The following is a 21,906-nucleotide window of genomic DNA, read 5'->3' as shown; positions in this document are numbered from 1 at the left end:
GGTGATACACTATATCACGCCGGCGGCGCCTGACAGCCGGCCGCGATACGGGGAATCGGCATGAGCGAACACGCGCGCCACGCGCATCATGGGGCGCATCACGGGCATCACGGGGCTGGTGATGTCGAGGCGATCCTGGACCGCGCGGCGGCAACCTGCCTGGCGCGGGGGGCACAACTGACAGAATTGCGGCGGCAGGTGCTGCGCCTCGTGCTCGATTCGGTGCAGCCCATCGGCGCCTATGCGCTGCTGGACCGGCTGCGGGGGGAACGACGCGGGGCGGCGCCGCCAACGGTGTATCGTGCGCTCGATTTCCTGATAGAACAGGGGCTTATCCATAAGATCGAGCGGCTGAACGCGTTTGTCGGCTGTGCGGAGGAGCCCGGCCACGGGCACACCCACGCCCATCCGCACCCCCATCAGTTCCTGATCTGCGGCCGCTGCGGCAGCACGGCGGAGGTCTGCGACGAGGCGGTGGCAGGGGCGGTGGCCGCGGCGGCGGGGCGGCTCGGCTTCCAGGTTCATCGAACGACGGTGGAAGTGGAAGGAATTTGCGCGCAATGTCATGACACGGAATCCACTTCCGGTTGATCGACATTTCTGTTTTCTGAGCGAAACCATTGGAAAGTCAGTACATATTCTTTTTTTGCGAACGTTGCAATGCAGTTCTGGTCTGGCAGAACGGTGCGATGAAGAAGAGTGCGGATTGGCTGGCACGGCGCGAGGCAGCGCTGGCGCTTTTGAGGCGGCTGCGTACGATTGATCAGCGAGTGGGCGTGAAGAACAGCCGCATCGCTTTCGACGTCGCATTGCTGTTCTATGAAGGCTCCGCCGCCGCGCCGGCTGCGCTGTCCGTCGATCAGATCGCGGCGCTCACCGGGTATAGCGGCCCGACGGTGAGGCTGGTGCTGAAGCGCCTGATGGAAGGCGAAACGGTCACCACCAGCCGCCGAGTCGGCAAGACCCAGCTGTATGAGATGACGCCGAAGGGCCGCAGCGGCTTCGACGAGTATGTCGCCGCGGTCCTGGAATTCAACGCGGGCTGATTGCCGCCCGGTATTCTGCCGGCGGGTGGCGACGCGGTTTTAAATGCCGGCGGGCGCTGCGCGACCGGCGTCCCGGTATTTTAGGCGCATCGGCGCAGGGGGGGCATTCGCCCCCCCCCATGCTGCTTCAGCCGGGCAGCAACGCCAGGCCCTGTTCCAGGTCGGCGACGATGTCCGCTACATCCTCCAGCCCGATATGCAGGCGAACCGCCTGGCCCGGCAGGGGGGCGGCGATGGAACGGCTGAGGCTGGCATTGGTCGGCAGGGCCAGGCTCTCATAGCCACCCCAGCTCGCGCCGATGCCGAACAGCTTGAGGCCGTCCACGAATCGATAGGCGTCGGCCTCGCTGTAGCGGGGCTGGAGCACGATGCCGAACAGGCTGCAGGCGCCGGTGAAGTCCCGCTTCCACAATTCATGGCCCGGCGCGCCGGGCAGGGCGGGGTGGCGGACTTCCAGCACCTCCGGCCGGCCGGCCAGCCATTCGGCGACGATCAGCGCGCTTTCCTCCTGGTGGGCCAGGCGCACCGGCATGGTCCGCACGCCGCGCAGCGCCAGCCAGCAATCATCGGGGCTGGCATAATGCCCCATGGCGGAGGCGGCGGCGCGGATGATGAGGTGATGGTCCCGGCTGTTCACCGTGACGCTGCCCAGCAGGATGTCGGAATGCCCGCCGACATATTTCGTCAGTGCCTGGATGGAGACGTCGCAGCCATGCACGAAGGGCTGGAAGTGATGGATGCCCCAGGTATTGTCGATCATGCTGACCGCGCCGTGCTTCTTCGCGACCGCCGTCAGCGCGGGGACGTCCTGCACCTCGAAGGTGTGGGAGCCGGGGCTTTCGAGGTAAAGGACCTTCGTGTTCGCGGTCCAGAGCGCCTCCAGCCCCGCGGCATCGATGCAGGGGTCGTAGAAGACCGTCTCGATCCCCCAGCCCTTCATCAGCCCCTCGGCGATGGACCGCGCGGGCCCATAGGCGCTGTCCGGCATCAGGCAGCGGTCGCCGGCCTTCAGGAAGGCCAGCAGCGGCACGGCGACGGCGGCGAGGCCGGTGCCGGTGATGGTGCAATGGGTGCCGCCCTCGATCTCCGCCACCACGTCTTCCAGGGCGTAGTGGGTCGGGCCGCCCTGGGTGCCATAGGTCATCACCCGATCGAAGCGGTGCTTCGCATTGTCCACCCGCGCCTGGCAGGAGGGCGCGGTGACGGTGGATCCGCGATGCACCGGCGGGTTGACGAAGCCGAGCGTGCGGATGCCCGGCCGCGCGATGTGGGACATGCGGGTCGCGAAGGCGTGCGCGCCGTGACCGGTCTTGGGGGCGTGATCGTCGGGCATCAGGATGCGCTCGTCTCTTTCGGGGTTTCGGGACGGCCGGCCCATTCGGTCCAGGAACCGTCATAGACGCTGGGCTCCGGCAGCCCGGCGCGCAGCGCGCCGAGCGTCAGGACGGTGGCGGTGACGCCGGAACCGCAGGAGGTGATGAGGGGGCGTTCGCCATCCGCGCCGCGGGCGGCGAACAGGGCCTTGAGCGTCGCGATGTCCTTCATCGTGCCGTCGGCATTGACCAGATCCGCGGCCGGCAGGCTGGCCGCGCCGGGCATGTGGCCGGATTGCAGGCCGGCGCGGGGCTCCGGCGCCGTGCCGTCGAAGCGCGCCTTGCTGCGGGCATCGAGGATCAGCGCCTCCCCCCCGCCCTGGCGGACGATGCGCTTGATGTCGCCGATGCCGGCCAGGCGCTTCGCGACCATGTCGGGGATGAAGGTCGCGGGCGTGGCATCGGGCGCATCGCCCGTTTCCACCGGGCGGCCTTCCCGCTGCCACTTGGGCAGGCCGCCATCCAGCACGGCGGCGCGCTCATGCCCGAACAGCCGCATCATCCACCATCCCCGTGGCGAGGCGCGGAGCCCGTGCTGGTCGTAGAAGACCACCCGCGTGTCGTTGGAAACGCCGAGCGCGCCGATCAGCTTCGCGAAGTGGGCCGGCGTCGGGACCATGTGCGGGAGGTCCGTGTGCGGGTCCGCGATCTTGTCGATGTTGAACAGCCGGGCACCCGGCAGATGCGCGCTTCGGAAGCCGTCCGGCGCGTTGCCCTTCTCGGTCGGGAGGTAGGTGGTGCAGTCCAGCACCACGAGATCGGGCTTGCCGAGTTCGGCGGCCAGCCATTCCGTCGTGACGAGGTTATCCATCGGCGTCAGTCTCCCAGCACGATGTGGATGCGGCGATTCTGCCGGCCCTTGCTTTCAAGCTTCGTCACCTCGACGCGCCCGATCTCCCCGGTGCTGCGCACATGCGTGCCGCCGCAGGGCTGGAGGTCGATGGGGGCGTCTTCCGTGCCGATGCGCACCAGGCGCACGCGGCCCGCGCCGCGGGGCGGCTGGACGGAGAGGGTGCGGACCAGCGCCGGGTTGGCGTCCAACTCCGCCTCGCTGATCCAGGTCGTGGAGATGGGATGATCGGCGGCCACGAGTTCCGCCAGCTTCTCGGAAAACCATTCCTTGGCGGGGGGCTCCGCGAGATCGACGTCGAGGCGCGACTTCTCCGCGCCGATCTGGTTCCCCGTGGCGTAGATGCCCGGCAGGATGCTGCACAGCAGGTGCAGCGTGGTGTGCATGCGCATGTGGCGGTGGCGGCGCGCCCAATCGAGCGTGAGGGTGACGGTGGCGCCGACCGGCGGCGTGGCGCTGCCCGGCGCCAGCCCGTGCAGGATGGCGCCTGCCTCGCCCTTGATGGCCTCCGCGACCACCGCCTCCCCATCCGCCCAGCGCATGGTGCCACTGTCCCCGGGCTGGCCGCCGCTGCGGGCATAGAGGCAGGTGCGGTCGAGGAGGATCCCCTTTTCCTCCACCGCGACGACGGTCGCGCTGCATTCGCGGAGGTAGGCGTCTTCGGTGAAAAGCTGATCGGTCATGCTGAAGGAATCCATTCGGCGCGCAGCCGCGCGCGGTTCAGTTGCAGCCACATGAGGGAGAGCGCGGCGGGCGCGTTCTCGATCCGGTTCTCCGCCACCAGGCGGAAGGCGTCTTCCGCCGGCAGGGTCAGGACGCGGGTATCCTCGTTCTCCGACACCAGGCCATGGGTGGTGGCATTGTCGGCGGAGAGGTCCACCTGGCCGCAGAAGAAGTGCACGACCTCATCGCAGCCGCCCTGCATCAGCATGAAGCGGCCGATCGGCGCCATGGCGCGGGCGGTGAGGCCGGTTTCCTCCGCCAGTTCGCGACGGGCGGAGGCTTCCGCATCCTCACCGGCTTCCAGCAGGCCGGCGGGGCATTCGGTCATGACGGGCGCCATGCCGGCGGAGAGCGCGGGCAGGCGGAACTGCTCGATCAGCGCGACGCGGTCGGTGGCGGGGTCATAGGGCAGGACCAGCACGCCCTGGCCGCGGCGCCACAATTCCCAGGTCAGGATGCCGGATGGCGCGCCGTCGAATCGCGTGTAGCGGAAGCGGACGCGCTGGAGGGCGAAGCGCTGCGCCCAGACGACCTCATCCTCCAGGATGTCGAGCCCGGGATGGGGCGGGATCGGGGGTGCCTTGGGATGACGCGGCGGTGGGGTGGCGCTCATGCGGCCAGGACCGTAGCTTCGCGAGTCAGGAAGGTCCATGTCCCCAGATCCCGTTGCCCTGCGCGCCGCCCGCACGCGCGCCATCCTCCTCGTCATCGGGGCCTCCGCCACCTTTTGCGTCGCGGCGGCGGGGGTGAAGGCGATCGGGCCCGCGCTGCCGGTCGCGCAGGTGGTGCTGTTCCGCAACCTCTTCGCCCTGCCCCTTCTGTTCATCCTGCTGGCGCGGGCCGGGGGGCTGGAGGCGCTGAGAACCCGCAACCCCGGCCAGCACGCGCAGCGCGCTCTATGGGGCATGTTCGGCATGTTCGGCGCCTTCCACGGCTATGCGAATCTGCCGATCGCGACGGTCACGGCGCTGGGCTTCACCATGCCGCTGTTCCTGACGGCGCTGTCCGTCGTGGTGCTGAAGGAACAGGTGGGGTGGCGGCGCTGGTCCGCGGTGGTGGTGGGCTTCCTCGGCGTGCTGATCATGGTGCGGCCCTTCGGCGGCGGGGATGCCGCGCTGCCGGCGCTGTCCGTCGGCATCGTGCTGCTGGGATCTGTCGGCTGGGCGTTGGCGATGATGACCATCCGGCGCATGGGCGATGCGGGGGAAAGCGGCGTCGCCATCGTCATCTGGTTCGCGCTGATCAGTTCCGCGGCGTCGGCGCTGGCCACCATCCCGGTCTGGGTCACGCCCGATGCCACGCAATGGGCGCTGCTGGTGGGGATTGGCCTGGCATCGGCGCTGGCGCAGTTGCAGATGACGGCGGCCTACCGGCGGGGGGAGACGACGCTGCTCGCGCCCTTCGAGTATTCCGGCATCATCTGGACGATGATGGTGGGCATCGGGATCTGGGCTGAATGGCCGGACGGGTATGACCTGCTCGGCTTCGGCGTGCTGGTGGCGGCGGGCCTCTATATTTGGCGGCGGGAAGTCGTCAGGGGCGCGCGGCGGTAGTCCGGGCCAGCAGCCGACCCAGGCGCTGCGTCTGCGGGTGGTCCGGGTGGCGGCGCAGCAGCACGGCGTGATGCGCCTCCGCCGCCGCGACATCGCCGGCGGCAAGCGCGATATCGGCCAGGCGGGCCTGCGCCACGGGGTGGTCCGGCACGGCGTGGGTGGCGGAACGGTAGGCATGGGCGGCGGCGGCTTCATCGCCGAGGCGGTCCAGCAGGCGGCCCTGTGCAACCAGCAGCTGCGCCTCCCGCTGCGCGGCGGATGTTAGTTCATGCAGCAGCAGCGTGCAGGCGGCGTCGAGCGCGGCATCTGGGTCGATGGCCGCGGATTCGGCCACGGAGGTACCATCGGGAGCGCCCACGGGCATTTCCGCGAACAGGGACGGCCGGCCCGGGAACCAGCGGCGGCGCGTGGCCTCGTTCACCGCGGCATAGCGGGCGAGGAAGGCGGCGGCTTCGGCCGGGGCGGGCTTCCAGCCAGGCCCGGGCATCGCATCCGACACCGCGGCGACGAATCGCCGCCAGAGGGGGGAGGCGGCGGAAAGCCCTTCCGGCGTCCCGCGCATCGCCTCCCCGAACCGGCGCATCAGCTCGATCGCGGCGGGGGTGACGGAGAGGTTACTGTAGCGGTCCTGGTCGTCGGAGGGGACCACCAGGGGGACGCCGGCCAGGGCCAGGAAATCATCCACCGCATCGCCATTGACCATGCTGGCGCGTTCGAAGATCCGGGGCTCGATCGCAGCATCGCCGAAGATGGCGGCCCAGTCGTCCAGCACGGTCGCGTAGTCGTAATGCGGCAGGCGGTCGGGGCCATAGGGCGGCAGGCCGGGCGGGCTGATCTGCGCCACGCGCAGCGCCTGGGTGTAGCCGCTGGCGAAATGCGCGTCCTGGCGGCGGAGATACATCACCACGCGGATGCGGCCGGCATAGGGGGCGACCAGGTCGCGCAGCCGGGCGATGGCGTCCCGCGTGACCAGCAGGCCGGAGCATTGCTCCGCCGAGAGGATGACCAGGCGCGTCTTGTCGGGCAGGGACCCCATCTCGGCGGCGAATTCGCGGCGGAAGCGGGCCAGGCGCGCTTCCGCCCCCATGCCGTCCCAGAGCGCCGGGTTGAAGTGGCCGAGTGCCTCCGGCGCCACGAGGGAGGCCGGGAGCATCCCGTGGTTGGCCCAGCCGGGGGAGGCAGGATAGCAGATGCCGAGCGCCGCCAGATCCGCCCGGCGCGCGCCGAGCACCCGCTGGATGGAGGAGGTGCCGGTCTTGGACTGCCCGATATGCAGGATCAGTTCGGGCCTGTCGGGGCCTGAGGCGGGAGGATCCCAGGATGGGGCCGAGGAGGCGGCATTGAAGGGGCGAAGCGGCGGGAGCATCGCGGTCAGGGGCCGTTCAGGCGTCGGGAATCGACGGGCATGCGGTCACAGCGTCTTGCGGAACCAGATGCGGGAATGGCCCGCGGGCATGCCATCCAGCCGGCCGAATTCCGCGTAGCCGTTCTGCAGCCAGAAATCGGGCGCCTGGAAGCTGAAGGTATCCGTATAGGCATGGGCGCAGCCCCGTTCGCGCGCGATCGCTTCGGCCCGCAGCAGCAATTCGGACCCCACGCCCTTGCCACGCAGGTCGCGCGACAGCCAGAGCCAGTCGATGAACAGCCAGCCCCAGAAGGTCAGGCCGAGCAGGCCGCCCCGGGCCGTGCCGTCCGGGGCGCGGGCCAGCAGCGTCACCGGTTCGCGGTCGTAATTGCCGCCCATCTCCTGGTTGTAGGTGTGCAACCCGCGCTGGATGGCGGCGACGGCATCGAGTTCGGGGAAGGCGTCCTCGCTGATCTCGACGCCGGCGTCGGGCGACAGCCCGCGGGGCAAAGCAGATGACATGCCGCGCGGCAGAGGCGGGGGAGGGGGGGCCTCGATGGCCTCCGCGATGGCGGCCGCCTTGCGGATGGCGGGCTTGGCCGCGGTGATCCTGGATCGGGTGCCCTTGGCGCCCGTCGCCTTTGCCATGTGCTACGCTTCCTGGGCCCAGGCCGTGTGTCGATCAGGCCGAGGGCGGACCGTGGGCGATAGCGCGGGTTGGCGGCCGGCGCAAAGCCGCCGCGCTTCATTCGTTTCGCAGCGCCTTCAGCGCGGCGGCCAGGGCGCGCATCTCCTCCGCCGCCACGGAGCGCGGCGCCGATTCGGTCACGCCGAGGCCGGAGGCGAAGGCCTGGGCGATGCCGGTGCGGTTACCGATGGCGGGCGCCAGCAGGGTCAGGCCGCGGCGGGCGATCTCCGCCTGGATCATGGTCAGCAGCTTGCCGGAGGCCGGGGCGCGGTTCAGCGCGATGGCGGCGGGGCGTTTCTCCGCCTTGGCCAGGTCCAGCGTGGCGTCCATGGCCCAGAGATCGGCCGGCGAGGGCTGGAGGGGGACCAGCACCAGGTCGGCGCCGCGGATGGCGATCTTGGCGTCGGTATCGGCGTGGGGGGGCGTGTCCAGCAGCACGAAGTCGTGGGTGCGGCGGAGCTTGTCGAGCGCCGCGGGCACGCGCCAGCCCGCGGGGGCATCGATGTCGAGGTGGGTTGCGCGGCTGCCGGCCTTGGCGCGTTCCGCCCCCCAGCGGGCGAGGGTCTGCTGCGGGTCCGTGTCCAGCAACGCCACGCGGGCGCCGCTGCCGGCCAGGGCGGCGGCCAGATTGGCGGTGAGGGTGGATTTGCCCGCGCCGCCCTTGCGCTGCGCGACCGCCACGATGAAGGCCATGCCTGCGACTCCACGACCCGGTTTCGCGCCAAGCCTAGCAAATGAGGGCATGGCGGTCGTCAAGACGCCGCTATCGGCGTTGGGGGCCTTCCTGGGCGCGCGTCGTGCTGGCGTCCGGCCGTGCGCCGGGGCGGGGGCCGATGGGGGATTGGCCGGCCTGGCTGGCGCCTTCGCTGCGCTCGGGCTGGCGCTGGTTGGGCACGGAGGGAGCCGGCATCGTGGCATGGCCCGGCGGCGGCGTGGTCCGCGCGGGCTCGTTGCGCGGGGCGCCAGTGCCGATCGGGGGTTGGGCGGGGGGCTGCGTCGGGGCGGTGGGCGGGCCGGCGCGGTCGCCCTCCATCCGGGTGGGTGGTGGGCGGGACCCGGCGGCGGGCTGTTGGTCCAACTGCTGCGCGGCGGCGGGCAGGGCCAGCAGGGCGGCGAGCAGCGTCGGGGGGAGCAGGATTTTCATGAGCGGGAAGCGCGCCAGGGGCGCCCGGGTTCGATAGGCTGCCGCCATGGATGAGCTTCTGACACCCGACGACATGGCCCGCGCCGATGCCGCGGCGATCGCCGGCGGCATCCCGGGCCTTGCGCTGATGGAGGCTGCGGGCCGGGCGGTGGCGCGGGCGGCGATGCGCCGCTTCCGGCCGGTGCGAACCCTGGTGCTGGCGGGGCCCGGCAATAACGGGGGCGATGGCTATGTCATCGCCCGGCTGCTGGACCAGGCGGGCTGGCCGGTGGCGGTGGCGGCGCTGGCGCCACCCCGGCCCGGCAGCGATGCTGCCGCCGTCGCCGCGCGCTGGCGCGGGCCGATGGTGGCGTTCTCGGCCGCGGAGGCGGCGCGGGCGGGGCTGGTGGTGGATGCGGTGTTCGGCGCGGGGCTGTCGAAGCCGGTGGCGGGGCTGGCGGCCGAGGTGCTGCGCGCCGTGGCGGCGCCGGTGGTGGCGGTGGACGTGCCATCCGGCGTCGATGGCGAGACCGGCGCGGTGCGGGGCTTCGCGAAGCCGTCCGCGCTGACCGTCACCTTCTTCCGGCTGAAGCCGGGGCACCTGATGTATCCTGGGCGGGCGCTGTGCGGGGAGGTGGTGCTGGCGGATATCGGGCTGCCGGCCGCCGTGCTGGCGGGGATCGCCCCGCGTGCCTTCCGCAACGGGCCGGGGCTGTGGCGGCTGCCCGTGCCAGGGGCCGATGCCCACAAATACGCGCGCGGCCATGTCGCCGTTGTGGCCGGGGCGGGAATGACGGGCGCGGCCAGGCTGGTGGCGCGGGCCGCGCGCCGTGCGGGCGCCGGGCTGCTGACGATGCTGGCGCCGGATGCCGCCACCGCCGCCGTGCTGCGCGCTGGCGATCCCGGCGTGATGGTGAGCGAGGCGGGTCTCCTCGCGCTGCTTGCCGATGCGCGGATCGGCACCTGGGTGATCGGCCCCGGCTTGCCGCCGGATGGCGCGACGCGCGCCCTGCTGCGCCAGGTGGTGAAGGCCGGGCGGCAGGTGGTGGCGGATGCCGGCGCGTTGCGCGCGGCCGCGGGCGACCCGGCCGTGCTGGCCGGCGCCGCGGTGCTTACGCCCCATGCCGGGGAATTCGCCGCGGTCTTCGGCCCGCCAGGCGATGACCGCCCCGCCGCCGCGCGGGCAGCCGCCGCGGGCACCGGCGCGGTGGTGGTGCTGAAGGGGGCGGACAGCATCATCGCGGCGCCGGACGGACGGATCGCCATCAACGCCAATGCGCCGCCCTGGCTGGCCACCGGCGGCACCGGTGATGTGCTGGCCGGCATCGTGGCGGGGCTGCTCGCCCAGGGAATGCCCCGCTTCGAGGCCGCCTGCGCCGCCTGCTTCCTGCATGGGGAGGCCGCGATGCGCATCGGCCCGGGGCTGGTGGCGGAGGAGATCGCGGACCATCTGCCGGACGGGCTCCGCGCCCATCACGGAGCGCCCCGTTAGCTTCTCCGCAAGCGCCTCTCGGCAAGGTTGCTCGACGCCGCTGGTGCTTCTCGGGCAGAGTGCCTGAAACACGCAGAAAGGATCCGTGATGTCGGACCTTGCCGCCCCCGCCGGGCTTTTCGATCGCGCGCTCCGCCGCGTGACCACGCTGTGGCGGGACATGGCTTCCTCCGTGACGGGCGGGGAGGAGGATGGCTTCGCCGCGCAGATGCGCGCCTGCCTGGAGGCGCGGGGCGGCGAGGTCTCTGCCCGGTCCCGCGCCGCGAAGCTCGCCCAGGCCTATCTGGCGGCGGACCATGCGGGGCGGGGGGAGTTCCTGCGCGCGCTGGCGGGCTTCGATTCGGATGCCGCTGCGGTGACGGCGGCCTGGAACCGGGTGGCGGCGGCGGCTGATGTGGCGGAACGCGCTTCCGCCAAGGCGGCGCTGCGCCGGGTGCTGGAACCGCCGCGCCAGCGCCTGCTGACGCAGTTCACCACCATTCCGGATGGGGTGAAGTTCCTGGTGGACCTCCGCGCCGATCTGATGGCGCGGATGGAGGGCGAGCCCCTGCTGCAGGCGCTGGAGGCCGATTTCCGCACCCTGCTGGCGGGGTGGTTCGACGTGGGTTTCCTCGAACTGCGCCGCATCGACTGGGCATCCCCCGCCATGCTGCTGGAGAAGCTGGTGGGGTATGAGGCGGTGCATCGCATCCGCACCTGGCGGGACCTCAAGAACCGCCTCGACTCCGACCGCCGCTGCTACGCCTTCTTCCACCCCCGAATGCCGGATGAGCCGCTGATCTTCGTCGAGATCGCGCTGGTGCAGGGCATGGCCGCCAGCGTGCAGGGGCTGCTGGATGAGAAGGCGCCTGTGCAGGACCCGAAGACGGCGGATACGGCGGTCTTCTATTCCATCAACAACTGCCAGCGCGGGCTGGATGGCATCTCCTTCGGCAATTTCCTCATCAAGCGGGTGGTGGAGGTGCTGGGCGCGGAGTTCGGCAACCTCGACTGCTTCGCCACCCTCTCTCCCATCCCCGGCTTCCGGCGGTGGATGGAGGGGAAGCTGGATGCCGGCGACGTGGCGCTGGTGACGGAGGAGGAAGCGGTGGCGCTGCGGGCGCTGGTGCCGGCGGATTTGGCGATCGCGGGGCCGGAGGGCGAGGCGGCGAAGCCGGAAACCCCGGCCCAGACCCTGCGGCGCATCCTCGCGAAGCGCGTGCCTGCGCGGGAGGAGCCGCTCGGCAAGGCGCTGGAACCCATCCTGATGCGCGCCTGCGCGCGCTACCTGCTGGCGGAATCCGGCCGCGTTGCGAAGCGGGCGCGCGACCCGGTGGCGCATTTCCATCTGAGCAACGGCGCGCGCGTCGAACGGCTGAACTGGCGCGCCGATACCTCCGAAAAGGGTTTTCGTGAGTCCTTCGGCCTGATGGTCAATTACCGCTACGATCCCGCGAAGATCGAGGATTACCATGAGGAGTATGCGGGTGAGGGGCGCCGCGCGGCGTCCTCCGCCACCCGCAAGCTGGCCAAGGGGTTCGTGTGAGGGTTCTCGTCGGCGCCGCGGTGGCGGTGATGATGGCTGCGGGCGGCGCGGCGGCGCAGGAGGCGGGGCCGGTGCGCGTGGTGGTGGAGCAGCGGGCGGAGGACGGTTCCTTCGCCGAGATCGGCACGCTGCGCTGCCCGCTGCCCGCGCCCTGCCTGGCACCGGCGAGGATGCGGGCCGGCGGCCAGGAATTGGACACGCTTCTGGCGGTGGGGCGGGTATCGGGCGCCCTGCTGGTGCACATCGTGCCGGACCTGCCGGGCCGGGCGGTGCGGACGCTGACAGACCCCCATGAACCCGCGGCGATGCGGGTCATCATCGGGCCCGCCGGGCGAGGGGCGCGGACGGCGACGCTCTACTGGCTGGAACAGCCCGGCGGCGCGCCGGCGCATAACCTTGTCGCCAGGCCGCCGGGCCCGCCGATGGGCGTCTTTCGCGTGACCTCCACCCCGGACTGATTTCGCCCCGGCATCCCCCCGGCTTCAGGACCGCGGCCCCGCCCCTTCGCCAGTCTCTACCCGGCATCGGCGGGGCGGAGGTAGCGGGTGGCGGGGCGGTGGCGGCTGGTGCCAGTACTGGCTGTGATGGCCGCATCCGGCCTCTGCCGGGCGAGCGTGATGGATGGCTTCCCGGTGAAGGAAGCGCTGTGGCCCGCCGCCGCCGATGCTGCGCCGGCCGGCCTGGTGGCCAGGCCGCCGGGTTGGCTGGCCGGCGATGCCACGGTGGTGCTGGCACCCTCGCCCGATTGGCCCCCCGGGTTGCGGGAGAGGCTGGCGACGCTGCTCACCGGGGCGGGCGCCGCGGAGGAGGAGGCCAGCAAGGCATCCGAGTGGACGGAGCCGGTGCTGCCGGGGCTGCGGCGGGATGGCGGCATCCTGGTCGTGATCGGTGCCGGGGAGGCGCTGCCGGCGGTGGCTGGCGTGACCGTTGCGCGCCAGCCGGCTGTGCGCCCTGCTCGCCACCGCGCTACGGGCGAAGGCGCCCGGTCCCTGGGCGGCGCGATGCGCCAGGGGCCTGAGCGCCCCGCGCCCAGCGCGCAGCCCGGTGGATTGAGACTTGCGGAATCCCCTGCGAGGATCGTTCCAACAACGCCGGGTCCGCCTTGTTCCAAGGAGTGACAACGACAGGGGTGCTGGGGGTGCCGGATTTCCGGCGCATCTGGCTTGTCGGCACCTTCATCTCCATCGCGCGGTGGCTGGAGATGCTGGTCATCGCCATCATGGTCTACGACCAGACGCAATCGCCCTTCCTCGTTGCCTCCATGACGCTGGTGCGGCTGCTGCCGATGGGGCTGTTCGGCGCGACGCTGGGCGTGGCGGCGGACCGGGTGCAGCGGCGGCACGCGCTGGTGGCTGTGGTGGGATGCCAGGCGCTGGTGGCGGCGGGGCTGGTGGCGGCATCGCTGATCGGGCAGCCGCCGGTCTGGCTGCTGGGCCTGGCGGCCTTCATCTCCGGTATCGCCTGGGCCAGCGACAATCCGGTGCGGCGGATGATGCTGGGGGAGATCGTCGGCACCACGCGCATGGCATCGGCCATGTCCCTCGATGTCGTGGCGAACAATGCCAGCCGGGTGGCGGGGCCGGCGCTGGGGGGCGCGTTGCTGGCGGCGCAGGGACCGATGGCGGCCTTCCTGCTGTCCCTGGTGCTGTACCTGCTGGCGGGTATCGCGGCGCTGCGCATCCGGCACCGCAGCACGGTCACGCAACGGCCGCTTTCCGTCATTCGCGACACGCGGGAGAGTTTCGCCCTGGTGCTGCGCCAGCCTGGGATGCGGGGCGTGCTGATCGTAACGATCATCTACAACCTGTTCGGCTGGCCAGCGAATTCGATGGTCCCGGTGATTGGCGCGGGGACGCTGGGGCTCGGCCCGGATGGCGTCGGGCTGCTGGCCAGCATGGATGGCGTGGGCGCCTTCATCGCCGCGATGGTGCTGGCCGCGCGGGCGCCGGCGCATTGGTATCGCCCGGTCTATATCGGGGGCTGTGCGCTCTATTGCGGGATGGCGACGGCCTTCGCGCTGGCGCCAGGGGTGGTGCCGGCGGGGCTCGCCTTGGTGGTGATGGGGGCCGGTGGCGCGGGCTTCGCCACCATGCAGGCCACGCTGGTCTATATCGCCATGCCGGCGGAGGAACGCAGCCGGGCGCTCGGCGTGCTGTCGGTCTGCGTCGGGCTCGGGCTGCTGGGTTTTCTCCATCTGGGCCTGATGGCGGACTGGATCGGCGCGCCGGCGGCCACGGCGCTGATGGGGGTGGAGGGTCTGGTGGCCCTGGCGCTCACCTGGCGCTGGTGGCGGGCACCGCGCTGAGGTGCTTCGCTTGATCGCCGTCAGTCCCTATCTTTGCGACAAGACCCAGAGGAGGCGCCGATGACCGCCGAACGCCCGATCCGCCAGGCGACCGAGGATGCGCTCCACCGGGAATCGCACCGGCTGCGCGTGCTGCACCAGCTGGAGCGCAAGCTGCTCTGGCTTTCCGCCTGGATGATCCACAACGCCAACCACATCCGACCGAACCGGGACGGGCTGAAGGTGGGCGGGCACCAGGCCTCCTGCGCTTCCTCCGTCTCCATCCTTGCCGCGCTGTATTTCGAGGTGCTGCGGCCGCAGGATCGCGTCGCGGTGAAGCCCCATGCGGGACCGGTCTTCCACGCCATCAACTATTTGTTCGGGCGCCAGCAGCGGGAGAAGCTGGCGACCTTGCGGGAATTCGGTGGCATCCAGCCCTATCCGTCCCGGGTGAAGGATGGGGCTGAGGTCGATTTCTCCACCGGCTCCGTGGGCCTGGGCGTGGCGCTGACCACCTTCGGGTCGCTGGTGCAGGATTACGTGCGCCTGCATGGGCTCGGCCGGCCGGAGATCGCGCGCGGGCGGCATGTGGCCGTGGTGGGCGATGCGGAGCTGGATGAGGGCAACATCTACGAGGCCCTGCTGGAGGGCTGGAAGCACGATGTCCGCGATGTCTGGTGGGTGGTGGACTACAACCGCCAGAGCCTGGACAGCGTGGTGCCGGACCGACTGTTCGGCCGGATCGAGGGCCTGTTCCGCGACATGGGGTGGAACGTCGTCACCCTGAAATACGGCCGCCGGCTGGAAGCCGCCTTCGCGCGGGAGGATGGCGACCATCTGCGCCGCTGGATCGATGACTGCCCCAACAGCCTCTATGCCGCGCTGACCTTCCAGGGCGGCCCCGCCTGGCGCAACGCGGTGCTGGCGGATCTCGGCCGGGTGCCGGGGGTGCGGGCCATCATCGATCCGCTGAGCGACGATGAGCTGGCCGCGCTGATGACCAATCTCGGCGGCCATGACATCGAGACGCTGACGGAAGCCTTCCGCGCGCAGGACGCGGCGGGCGACCAGCCCACCTGCTTCATCGCCTACACCATCAAGGGCATGGGCCTGCCCTTCGCGGGGCACAAGGACAACCATGCCGGGCTGATGACGAAGGAGCAGATGGCGGCCTTCAAGATCGCCATGGGCATCCGCGACGGCCATGAATGGGACCGGTTCGAGGGGCTGGAGGTCCCGGCGCAGGAGGTCGAGGCCTTCCTGGCCGCGGTCCCCTTCGCGACGCCCATCGCACCGGAAGGCCGTGCCCTGTCCGCGCCGACCGTGCCCGTGCCGGCCGCCCTGCCATCGCCGCGCATCCCGCCGGGCCGGATGATGTCCACCCAGGCCGCCTTCGGGGAGATCCTGGCCGAGATCGGCCGCGGGCACGGGGAGTTCGCGCCGCTGGCGGAGCGGATCGTCACCACCAGCCCGGATGTGACGGTCTCCACCAATCTCGGCCCCTGGGTGAACCGGCGCGGCATCTTCGACCGGCACCTCAAGAACGACGTGTTCCGCGACGCCAAGCTGGCATCCGCGCAGCGCTGGGGCATGGGGCCGGAGGGGCAGCATATCGAGCTCGGCATCGCGGAGCAGAACCTGTTTCTGCTGCTGGGCGCGCTGGGGCTGAGCCATTCGCTGAACGGGGCCAGGCTGCTGCCGATCGGGACGGTGTACGACCCCTTCGTGAACCGCGGCCTCGATGCGCTGATCTATGGCTGCTACCAGGATGCGCGGTTCCTGCTGGTCTCCACGCCATCCGGCCTGACTCTGGCGCCGGAAGGGGGGCAGCACCAATCCATCAACACGCCGCTGATCGGCATGGCGCAGGACCGGCTGGTGGCCTTCGAGCCCGCCTATGCCGATGAGCTTGCTGTGCTGATGCGCTTCGCCTTCGACCACATGCAGAAGCCCGATGGCAGCGCCGTCTGGCTGCGGCTGTCCACGCGCGGGCTGGCTCAGCCGGACCGGAAGCTGGATGCGGAAGGCGCGATCGCGGGCGGCTACTGGGTGGTGCCGCCGGCGCCGGGCGCCGAACTCGCGATCTGCTACCAGGGGCCGGTGGCGCCGGAGGCGCTGGAAGCCTTCGAGGCGGTGCGGGAGGATGTGCCTGGCGCGGGGCTGATGGCCATCACCTCCCCCGACCGGCTGCACCAGGGGTGGCTGGCATCCCGCCGCGGCGGGGGGGAGAGCGCAGTGGAGCGGCTGCTGGCGCCGCTGGCGCGCGATGCGGCGCTGGTCACGATACTGGACGGGCATCCGGCGGCGCATTCCTGGCTGGGCGGGGTGCGGGGGCAGCGCGTGGTGCCGCTCGGCGTCGATCGATTCGGGCAGGCGGGGGATATCCCGGACCTCTACGCGGCCTATGGGCTGGGGTCGGATGCCATCCTGGATGCCTGCGCGGCGGCTCTGCTGGGCCCGGATGCGAAGGGACGAATCGGCCGATGAGCGGGGATGGGACGAAGCCGGCGCGGCCGGCGGTGGTGCGGCCGATCCCGGCGGCGGTCCGGCCGGCGGCGGGTATGGCGCGCGTGGCAGTCGCTCCGGTGCAGCCTTCCGTCGTTGCCGCCGCTGCCCCGCCGGCACCGTCGGTGACGAAGCCTCCCCGGGCGGCGCGGCCCCAGCGGCCGGGCACGGGCGCCATCGCGGCGACGCCCGATGACGTGCGTGCCTGCTACCGCATGTTCCTGGGGCGGGAGCCGGAGAATGACGGCGTCCTCGAACGCCATCTGGCCCAGGCCGGCACCGCTGGCGAATTGGTGACGCGCTTCCTGCATTCGGATGAATACCGGGCGCGGGTCGGCCAGCGGGTGGAACCACGCCTGCCGATCGGCGCGCCGGGCCTCGCGATCGAGACCGCCGCCAGCGCGGCGCAGATGCAGGCGATGCTGGAGCGGACGGGCCGCTACTGGGATGCCGTGGGACGGGAGGCGCCGCACTGGTCGGTGCTGACGCAGGACCGCTTCCGCCCGGACGCCATCGGGCGGAGCATCGACGCCTTCTACGCCACCGGCCTGGACGATTCGCGGATGGTGGAGGCCGTGCTGACACGGCATGGCATCGCGCCCGAAGCGCTGCCGCAGGCCATCGAGTTCGGCTGCGGCGTGGGGCGCGCGACCCTGGCGCTGGCCCGGCTGTTCGACGGGGTGATGGGCTGCGACATCTCCGCCCCCCATCTGGCGTTGGCGGCGGAACAGGCGGCGGCGCGGATCGTGGACAATGTCGCCTGGCATCGCAGCACGCCGGCCGCGCCGATGCCGCCGGGGATGGAATGGGATTTCTGGTTCAGCCGAATGGTGTTGCAGCACAACCCGCCGCCCGTCGCGGCGCGGTTGCTGGCGATCGCCTTCGTCGGGCTGCGGCCGGGCGGGGTGGCGATGTTCCAGATGGCGACCCACAGGGTCGGCTACGCCTTCTCGATCGACGACTACCTGGCCGCCGCGACGGATCCTCCGGGGATGGAGGTCCATATCCTGCCCCAGCCCGCCATCTTCGCCCTGGCGCGGGAGGCCGGGCTGGAGGTGCTGGAGGTACGGGAGGACACGCATGTGGTCGCCGCCGATACGGTCAGCTGGCTGAGCAATCTGTTCGTCTTCCGTCGGCCGGCAAGCTGACCGGGGGAAGCTGATCGGGGGGCTGATCGGGGGGGGTAGCGGGAAGGGGCTGCGGCGCTGTATCCAGCGGCCTGCGCGGGCGTGGTGGAACGGTAGACACGCTGGATTTAGGTTCCAGTGGCGCAAGCCATGGGGGTTCGAGTCCCTCCGCCCGCATGGTCCCCCCATTGCCGCCGCGCCCCCAAGCCGCTAGGGGGGCGGGCTTCCAGCGTGCCGCGCAACCGGGCCACCACTGCCCCGGAGCGCCCTCAGGATAAAGAAGGTCCGAAATGCAGGTCACCGAGCTTCCCGCAGAGGGGCTGAAAAGGGCGTTCCAGGTCGTCGTTCCGGCGGCGAGCCTGGCGGAGCGCCGTGACAAGCGGCTGAAGGAACTGGGCGCCGACCTGCGCCTGCCCGGCTTCCGCCCCGGCAAGGTGCCGGCCGCCGTGGTCAAGCAGCGCTATGGCAGCGCCGTGGCCGGCGAGGTGCTGGAGCAGTCGGTCGACGAATCCATGCGCCTGCTGCTGACGGAGCGCGGCCTGCGCCCGGCGATGCAGCCCAAGGTCGACCTGGTGAACTACAGCGACGGCGCCGACCTGGAATACAAGGTCGAGCTGGAACTGCTGCCCGAGATCCCGATGCCCGATTTCGCCGGCATCGCGCTGGACCGGCAGAAGGCCGTGCCGGGCGACGCGGAAGTGGACGGCTTCCTCGACACGATGCGCTCGCGCCTCGCCACCACCGAGGACGTGGCGGAAGCCCGCCCGGCCGCGAAGGGCGAAGTGCTGGTCTGCGACTTCGAAGGCCGCCTGAAGAACGAGGATGGCAGCCTGGCCGAGCCCTTCCCGGGCGGCACCGCCGCCGACATGCCGATCGAAGTCGCTGGCGATGGCTTCATCCCCGGCTTCACCGAGCAGCTGGAAGGCATGAGCCCCGGCGAGAAGAAGGATATTTCCGTCAGCTTCCCCGCGGAATACGGATCGGCCGAGCTGGCCGGCAAGGACGCGGTCTTCGCCATCACGGCCAAGTCCCTGAAGACCAAGGCGCTGCCCGCGGTGGACGATGAGTTCGCCAAGCGCCTGGGGCTGGAGGACGTGGCCGCCCTGCGCAAGACGGTGACCGAGAACCTGCAGCGCGAATACGATTCGCTGGCGCGGATGAAGGTGAAGCGCCAGCTGCTGGACGCGCTGGCGGAGCGCGCGAGCTTCGAGGTGCCGGCCGGCATGGTCGATGGCGAATTCGCCCAGATCTGGCAGCGCGTCGAGCAGGATTTGAAGGCCGGCAAGCTGGACGCCGACGACCAGGGCAAGGACGAGGACACGCTGAAGGCCGATTACCGCGCCATCGCGGAGCGCCGCATCCGCCTCGGCCTGCTGCTGAGCGAGATCGGCCGGACCAACAGCATCCAGGTGACGAATGAGGAACTGGGCGCCGCGATGCGCCAGGAAGCCTCCCGCTACCCGGGGCAGGAGAAGCAGGTCATCGAGTTCTTCCAGAAGAATCCGCAGGCGGTCGAGAATCTCCGCGCGCCGATCTTCGAGGAGAAGGTGGTCGATTTCGTGCTGGAACTGGCCAAGGTGACGGAGACGACGATCACCCCGGCGGAACTGACCGCGCAGGCGGCGGAGGCGGCCTGACCGGGCCAGCCCCCCGCATCGGCCGCGGGATGCGCCCTTCGGGGCGTATCGCGGGGCCTTGGGCATGAACGGGGTCGGCGCCTTGGCGGGTGCCGACCCCGCTTGCTTTGGGTGCGCTTGCGTCGTGGTGGGGCGCATCCCATCTGCCGCCGCCTGGATGATGCGGGGGATTGGTTGGGGAAATGCAGCAACAGGGGGGCTTTGCGCGTCGCCCTGGTTTCCCCACATTAATATCAATCGTAGAGAATCGCCTTCGAGGACCGGCCGCACCAGGGGTCGTTCCGTTGGCTGCAGCCCCGCCGGCGGCGGGGCATGAAAGGGACCACCATGCGGGACCGCGATCCGGTCGAGATCTACAACAACTCCCTCGTCCCGATGGTCGTCGAGCAGACGGCACGGGGCGAGCGGGCCTATGACATCTATTCGCGCCTGCTGAAGGAGCGGATCATCTTCCTCACCGGGCCGATCTACGACCAGGTGGCGTCGCTGATCTGCGCGCAGCTGCTGTTCCTGGAAAGCGAGAATCCGAACAAGGACATCGCCTTCTACATCAACAGCCCCGGCGGCGTGGTGACGGCCGGTCTCGCGATGTACGACACGATGCAGTACATCCGCAGCCCGGTTTCGACCGTTTGCATCGGCATGGCGGCCTCCGCCGGCAGCCTGCTGCTGACGGCCGGCGCCAAGGGCAAGCGCTACGCCCTGCCGAACAGCCAGGTGATGATCCACCAGCCCTCCGGCGGTGCGCAGGGGCAGGCGACGGACATCGCCATCCAGGCGCGGGAGATTTTGAAGACCCGCGAACGGCTCAACCGGATCTACGTGCATCACACCGGCCAGGCGCTGGATGAGATCGAGCGGAAGATGGAGCGCGACACCTATATGACGGCCGAGGAAGCCCGCGATTTCGGGCTGATCGACCAGGTGGTGGAACAGCGCCCGGCGCCGCCCGTGGAAGCGGCGAAGAGCTGAACGCGCGCCCATCCCCCATCCAAGGGCAGGGCGGGAACGGACCCCTCGGGTTTTGTTCACGTCTTGTTTCTGATCTGTCCTTTGGAACAGGGTTATGCTTTCCCCCGCCGCAAGGCGGGGCTACATTCACCCGTTGCCGCTCCCCAGCCGGGGGGTGGGCGTCCCGCGCCGTCAGCCTTCCAGGCGGCCGGGGCTTGAGGCTTTCGGAGCGCGCATGAGCAAGTCCGGCGACTCGAAGAACACCCTGTACTGCTCGTTCTGCGGCAAGTCGCAGCACGAGGTCCGGAAGCTCATTGCCGGGCCTACCGTGTTCATCTGCGACGAATGCGTCGAGCTTTGCATGGACATCATCCGCGAGGAGCATAAGACGCACCTCGTGAAGTCCCGCGATGGCGTCCCCACGCCGCGCGAGATCTGCAAGGTGCTCGATGACTATGTCATCGGCCAGGACCACGCGAAGAAGGTCCTGAGCGTCGCCGTGCACAACCACTACAAGCGCCTGGCGCATGGTGGAAAGTCCGGCGACATCGAGATCGCGAAGTCCAACATCATGCTGGTCGGGCCGACGGGCTCGGGCAAGACGCTGCTCGCGCAGACGCTGGCCCGCATCCTCGACGTGCCCTTCACCATGGCCGATGCGACGACGCTGACCGAGGCCGGCTATGTCGGCGAGGATGTCGAGAACATCATCCTCAAGCTGCTGCAGTCCGCCGACTACAATGTGGAGCGCGCGCAGCGCGGCATCGTCTACATCGACGAGGTCGACAAGATCAGCCGCAAGTCGGACAACCCCTCCATCACGCGCGACGTGAGCGGCGAGGGTGTCCAGCAGGCGCTGCTGAAGATCATGGAAGGCACCGTCGCCTCCGTCCCCCCGCAGGGCGGGCGGAAGCATCCCCAGCAGGAATTCCTGCAGGTGGACACGACGAACATCCTGTTCATCTGCGGCGGCGCGTTTGCGGGACTCGAGAAGATCATCGCGGCGCGCGGCAAGGGCTCGGGCATCGGCTTCGGGTCCGAGGTGCGGGCGCCGGATGAACGCCGCACGGGCGCGATCCTGCGCGAGGTCGAGCCGGAAGACCTGCTGAAGTTCGGGCTCATCCCCGAATTCATCGGCCGCCTGCCCGTCGTCGCGACGCTCGAGGACCTCGACGAGAAGGCGCTGATCGAGATCCTGACCAAGCCCAAGAACGCGCTGGTCAAGCAGTACCAGCGGCTGTTCGAGATGGAGGGCGCGAAGCTCACCTTCACCGAGGACGCCATGCGGTCCGTCGCGACGCGGGCGATCCAGCGCCGCACCGGCGCCCGCGGCCTGCGTTCGATCATGGAGAGCATCCTGCTCGGCACCATGTTCGACCTGCCGGGGCTGGAGGATGTGGAGGAAGTGGTCGTGAACCGCGAGGTGGCGGAGGGGCGTGCGAGGCCGCTGTTCATCTACGGTGAACGCCCCGTGGAGCAGACTAGCGCCTGACAAGGCGATGGTCGCAGGCCAGCGCCTGGTGAGGCGCGAGGCCTGCGCTGGTGATGCACGGTCCCCGGAAGCCGGCGCCGGCGGTCCACCCAGGAAGGCGCTGCCAGCATGGCAGGCCCGCCTTGTGGCCGCGGGGAAGGGGACCCATCTGGATGACAACCCCGTGGCGCCGGGGCCCGTGCCGATAACCAG

At 70.6% G+C, this 21,906-nt stretch carries 21 protein-coding genes and 1 tRNA gene; 14 read left to right on the top strand and 8 right to left on the bottom strand.

What is annotated here, in order from left to right; genetic code table 11:
* The first annotated feature begins 60 nt into the window (after positions 1-60).
* Positions 61-591 (top strand): transcriptional repressor, encoded by a 531-nt coding sequence (locus ACTIE5_RS26405; protein WP_439552717.1) that lies wholly within the window; start codon positions 61-63, stop codon positions 589-591.
* 98 nt (positions 592-689) lie between these two features.
* Positions 690-1,046: a hypothetical protein gene (locus ACTIE5_RS26400; protein WP_439552716.1), complete on the top strand. Its 357-nt coding sequence runs from the start codon at positions 690-692 to the stop codon at positions 1,044-1,046.
* A 127-nt stretch (positions 1,047-1,173) separates the two neighbouring features.
* On the opposite strand, the gene metC is transcribed toward ACTIE5_RS26400, so the two are convergent.
* The 4 genes from metC to ACTIE5_RS26380 are packed head-to-tail and all read right to left on the bottom strand — an operon-like array spanning position 1,174 to position 4,644.
* Positions 1,174-2,379 (bottom strand): cystathionine beta-lyase, encoded by a 1,206-nt coding sequence (metC, locus tag ACTIE5_RS26395; RefSeq protein WP_439552715.1) that lies wholly within the window; start codon positions 2,377-2,379, stop codon positions 1,174-1,176.
* Positions 2,379-3,230, bottom strand: a complete 852-nt coding sequence (locus ACTIE5_RS26390) for a sulfurtransferase (RefSeq protein ID WP_439552714.1) — start codon at positions 3,228-3,230, stop codon at positions 2,379-2,381. Before ACTIE5_RS26390 ends, metC begins: the two co-directional genes overlap by 1 nt.
* Positions 3,231-3,235: 5 nt before the next feature.
* Positions 3,236-3,952 (bottom strand): alanyl-tRNA editing protein, encoded by a 717-nt coding sequence (locus ACTIE5_RS26385; protein WP_439552713.1) that lies wholly within the window; start codon positions 3,950-3,952, stop codon positions 3,236-3,238.
* Positions 3,949-4,644 carry an NUDIX domain-containing protein gene (locus ACTIE5_RS26380; protein WP_439552712.1) on the bottom strand — a complete coding sequence of 232 codons (696 nt, stop codon included), beginning with the start codon at positions 4,642-4,644 and terminating at the stop codon, positions 3,949-3,951. Before ACTIE5_RS26380 ends, ACTIE5_RS26385 begins: the two co-directional genes overlap by 4 nt.
* Between ACTIE5_RS26380 and ACTIE5_RS26375 the strand changes: the two genes are divergently transcribed.
* Entirely contained in the window at positions 4,643-5,545 is a 903-nt protein-coding gene (locus tag ACTIE5_RS26375) for a DMT family transporter (protein WP_439552711.1), read from the top strand. The two genes, ACTIE5_RS26380 and ACTIE5_RS26375, sit on opposite strands and share 2 nt — an antisense overlap.
* Here the strand turns inward: ACTIE5_RS26375 and ACTIE5_RS26370 are convergent.
* The 4 genes from ACTIE5_RS26370 to ACTIE5_RS26355 form a co-directional block, all read right to left on the bottom strand.
* Positions 5,526-6,911, bottom strand: a complete 1,386-nt coding sequence (locus ACTIE5_RS26370) for a tetratricopeptide repeat protein (protein WP_439552710.1) — start codon at positions 6,909-6,911, stop codon at positions 5,526-5,528. The genes ACTIE5_RS26375 and ACTIE5_RS26370 overlap by 20 nt on opposite strands.
* A 45-nt stretch (positions 6,912-6,956) precedes the next feature.
* The gene (locus tag ACTIE5_RS26365; RefSeq protein WP_439552709.1) at positions 6,957-7,538 is read right to left on the bottom strand and encodes a GNAT family N-acetyltransferase; all 582 of its coding nucleotides are present in this window, start codon (positions 7,536-7,538) and stop codon (positions 6,957-6,959) included.
* A gap of 97 nt (positions 7,539-7,635) precedes the next feature.
* On the bottom strand, positions 7,636-8,271 hold the full coding sequence (parA, locus tag ACTIE5_RS26360; RefSeq protein ID WP_439552708.1) for a ParA family partition ATPase: 636 nt from the start codon (positions 8,269-8,271) through the stop codon (positions 7,636-7,638).
* A 70-nt stretch (positions 8,272-8,341) separates the two neighbouring features.
* Positions 8,342-8,722 carry a hypothetical protein gene (locus ACTIE5_RS26355; protein WP_439552707.1) on the bottom strand — a complete coding sequence of 127 codons (381 nt, stop codon included), beginning with the start codon at positions 8,720-8,722 and terminating at the stop codon, positions 8,342-8,344.
* A 46-nt stretch (positions 8,723-8,768) separates the two neighbouring features.
* On the opposite strand from ACTIE5_RS26355, the gene ACTIE5_RS26350 reads away from it, so the two are divergent.
* From ACTIE5_RS26350 to clpX, 11 genes are all read left to right on the top strand, one after another.
* Positions 8,769-10,193 (top strand): NAD(P)H-hydrate dehydratase, encoded by a 1,425-nt coding sequence (locus ACTIE5_RS26350; protein WP_439552706.1) that lies wholly within the window; start codon positions 8,769-8,771, stop codon positions 10,191-10,193.
* Between the two features lie 88 nt (positions 10,194-10,281).
* Positions 10,282-11,718 carry a malonyl-CoA decarboxylase gene (locus ACTIE5_RS26345; RefSeq protein ID WP_439552705.1) on the top strand — a complete coding sequence of 479 codons (1,437 nt, stop codon included), beginning with the start codon at positions 10,282-10,284 and terminating at the stop codon, positions 11,716-11,718.
* Positions 11,715-12,176: a hypothetical protein gene (locus tag ACTIE5_RS26340; protein WP_439552704.1), complete on the top strand. Its 462-nt coding sequence runs from the start codon at positions 11,715-11,717 to the stop codon at positions 12,174-12,176. Before ACTIE5_RS26345 ends, ACTIE5_RS26340 begins: the two co-directional genes overlap by 4 nt.
* Positions 12,177-12,284: 108 nt before the next feature.
* Entirely contained in the window at positions 12,285-12,836 is a 552-nt protein-coding gene (locus tag ACTIE5_RS26335) for a hypothetical protein (RefSeq protein WP_439552703.1), read from the top strand.
* Positions 12,833-14,023, top strand: a complete 1,191-nt coding sequence (locus ACTIE5_RS26330) for an MFS transporter (RefSeq protein WP_439552702.1) — start codon at positions 12,833-12,835, stop codon at positions 14,021-14,023. The genes ACTIE5_RS26335 and ACTIE5_RS26330 overlap by 4 nt, the downstream gene beginning before the upstream one ends.
* 174 nt (positions 14,024-14,197) lie before the next feature.
* Positions 14,198-16,489: a 1-deoxy-D-xylulose-5-phosphate synthase N-terminal domain-containing protein gene (locus tag ACTIE5_RS26325; protein ID WP_439552876.1), complete on the top strand. Its 2,292-nt coding sequence runs from the start codon at positions 14,198-14,200 to the stop codon at positions 16,487-16,489.
* Positions 16,486-17,655 carry a class I SAM-dependent methyltransferase gene (locus ACTIE5_RS26320; RefSeq protein ID WP_439552701.1) on the top strand — a complete coding sequence of 390 codons (1,170 nt, stop codon included), beginning with the start codon at positions 16,486-16,488 and terminating at the stop codon, positions 17,653-17,655. Before ACTIE5_RS26325 ends, ACTIE5_RS26320 begins: the two co-directional genes overlap by 4 nt.
* Before the next feature lie 75 nt (positions 17,656-17,730).
* Positions 17,731-17,811 (top strand) — tRNA-Leu (locus ACTIE5_RS26315).
* Positions 17,812-17,924: 113 nt separating this feature from the next.
* A complete protein-coding gene (gene tig / locus ACTIE5_RS26310) occupies positions 17,925-19,271 on the top strand; it encodes a trigger factor (RefSeq protein WP_439552700.1) in 1,347 nt (448 codons plus the stop codon).
* Between the two features lie 327 nt (positions 19,272-19,598).
* Entirely contained in the window at positions 19,599-20,243 is a 645-nt protein-coding gene (gene clpP, locus ACTIE5_RS26305; RefSeq protein WP_092960776.1) for an ATP-dependent Clp endopeptidase proteolytic subunit ClpP, read from the top strand.
* 214 nt (positions 20,244-20,457) lie between these two features.
* Positions 20,458-21,714: an ATP-dependent Clp protease ATP-binding subunit ClpX gene (gene clpX / locus ACTIE5_RS26300; protein WP_439552699.1), complete on the top strand. Its 1,257-nt coding sequence runs from the start codon at positions 20,458-20,460 to the stop codon at positions 21,712-21,714.
* Positions 21,715-21,906 lie beyond the last annotated feature (192 nt).

This window comes from Falsiroseomonas sp., from assembly GCF_051859025.1.
Lineage (GTDB): Bacteria > Pseudomonadota > Alphaproteobacteria > Acetobacterales > Acetobacteraceae > Falsiroseomonas.
Note: the sequence above shows the minus strand (reverse complement) of the source record. Positions and strands in the feature narration are given on the sequence as shown.

Excerpts from the sequence above, each read along its gene's own strand:
- ACTIE5_RS26400 (WP_439552716.1), top strand. The coding sequence starts at position 690 with ATGAAGAAGAGTGCGGATTGGCTGGCACGGCGCGAGGCAGCGCTGGCG.
- clpP (WP_092960776.1), top strand. The coding sequence starts at position 19,599 with ATGCGGGACCGCGATCCGGTCGAGATCTACAACAACTCCCTCGTCCCG.
- ACTIE5_RS26370 (WP_439552710.1), bottom strand. The coding sequence starts at position 6,911 with ATGCTCCCGCCGCTTCGCCCCTTCAATGCCGCCTCCTCGGCCCCATCC.
- ACTIE5_RS26320 (WP_439552701.1), top strand. The coding sequence starts at position 16,486 with ATGAGCGGGGATGGGACGAAGCCGGCGCGGCCGGCGGTGGTGCGGCCG.
- ACTIE5_RS26325 (WP_439552876.1), top strand. The coding sequence starts at position 14,198 with ATGATCCACAACGCCAACCACATCCGACCGAACCGGGACGGGCTGAAG.
- parA (WP_439552708.1), bottom strand. The coding sequence starts at position 8,271 with ATGGCCTTCATCGTGGCGGTCGCGCAGCGCAAGGGCGGCGCGGGCAAA.
- ACTIE5_RS26350 (WP_439552706.1), top strand. The coding sequence starts at position 8,769 with ATGGATGAGCTTCTGACACCCGACGACATGGCCCGCGCCGATGCCGCG.
- ACTIE5_RS26365 (WP_439552709.1), bottom strand. The coding sequence starts at position 7,538 with ATGGCAAAGGCGACGGGCGCCAAGGGCACCCGATCCAGGATCACCGCG.
- ACTIE5_RS26385 (WP_439552713.1), bottom strand. The coding sequence starts at position 3,952 with ATGACCGATCAGCTTTTCACCGAAGACGCCTACCTCCGCGAATGCAGC.
- metC (WP_439552715.1), bottom strand. The coding sequence starts at position 2,379 with ATGCCCGACGATCACGCCCCCAAGACCGGTCACGGCGCGCACGCCTTC.
- ACTIE5_RS26405 (WP_439552717.1), top strand. The coding sequence starts at position 61 with ATGAGCGAACACGCGCGCCACGCGCATCATGGGGCGCATCACGGGCAT.
- ACTIE5_RS26345 (WP_439552705.1), top strand. The coding sequence starts at position 10,282 with ATGTCGGACCTTGCCGCCCCCGCCGGGCTTTTCGATCGCGCGCTCCGC.
- clpX (WP_439552699.1), top strand. The coding sequence starts at position 20,458 with ATGAGCAAGTCCGGCGACTCGAAGAACACCCTGTACTGCTCGTTCTGC.
- ACTIE5_RS26390 (WP_439552714.1), bottom strand. The coding sequence starts at position 3,230 with ATGGATAACCTCGTCACGACGGAATGGCTGGCCGCCGAACTCGGCAAG.
- ACTIE5_RS26380 (WP_439552712.1), bottom strand. The coding sequence starts at position 4,644 with ATGGACCTTCCTGACTCGCGAAGCTACGGTCCTGGCCGCATGAGCGCC.
- ACTIE5_RS26355 (WP_439552707.1), bottom strand. The coding sequence starts at position 8,722 with ATGAAAATCCTGCTCCCCCCGACGCTGCTCGCCGCCCTGCTGGCCCTG.
- tig (WP_439552700.1), top strand. The coding sequence starts at position 17,925 with ATGCAGGTCACCGAGCTTCCCGCAGAGGGGCTGAAAAGGGCGTTCCAG.
- ACTIE5_RS26375 (WP_439552711.1), top strand. The coding sequence starts at position 4,643 with ATGTCCCCAGATCCCGTTGCCCTGCGCGCCGCCCGCACGCGCGCCATC.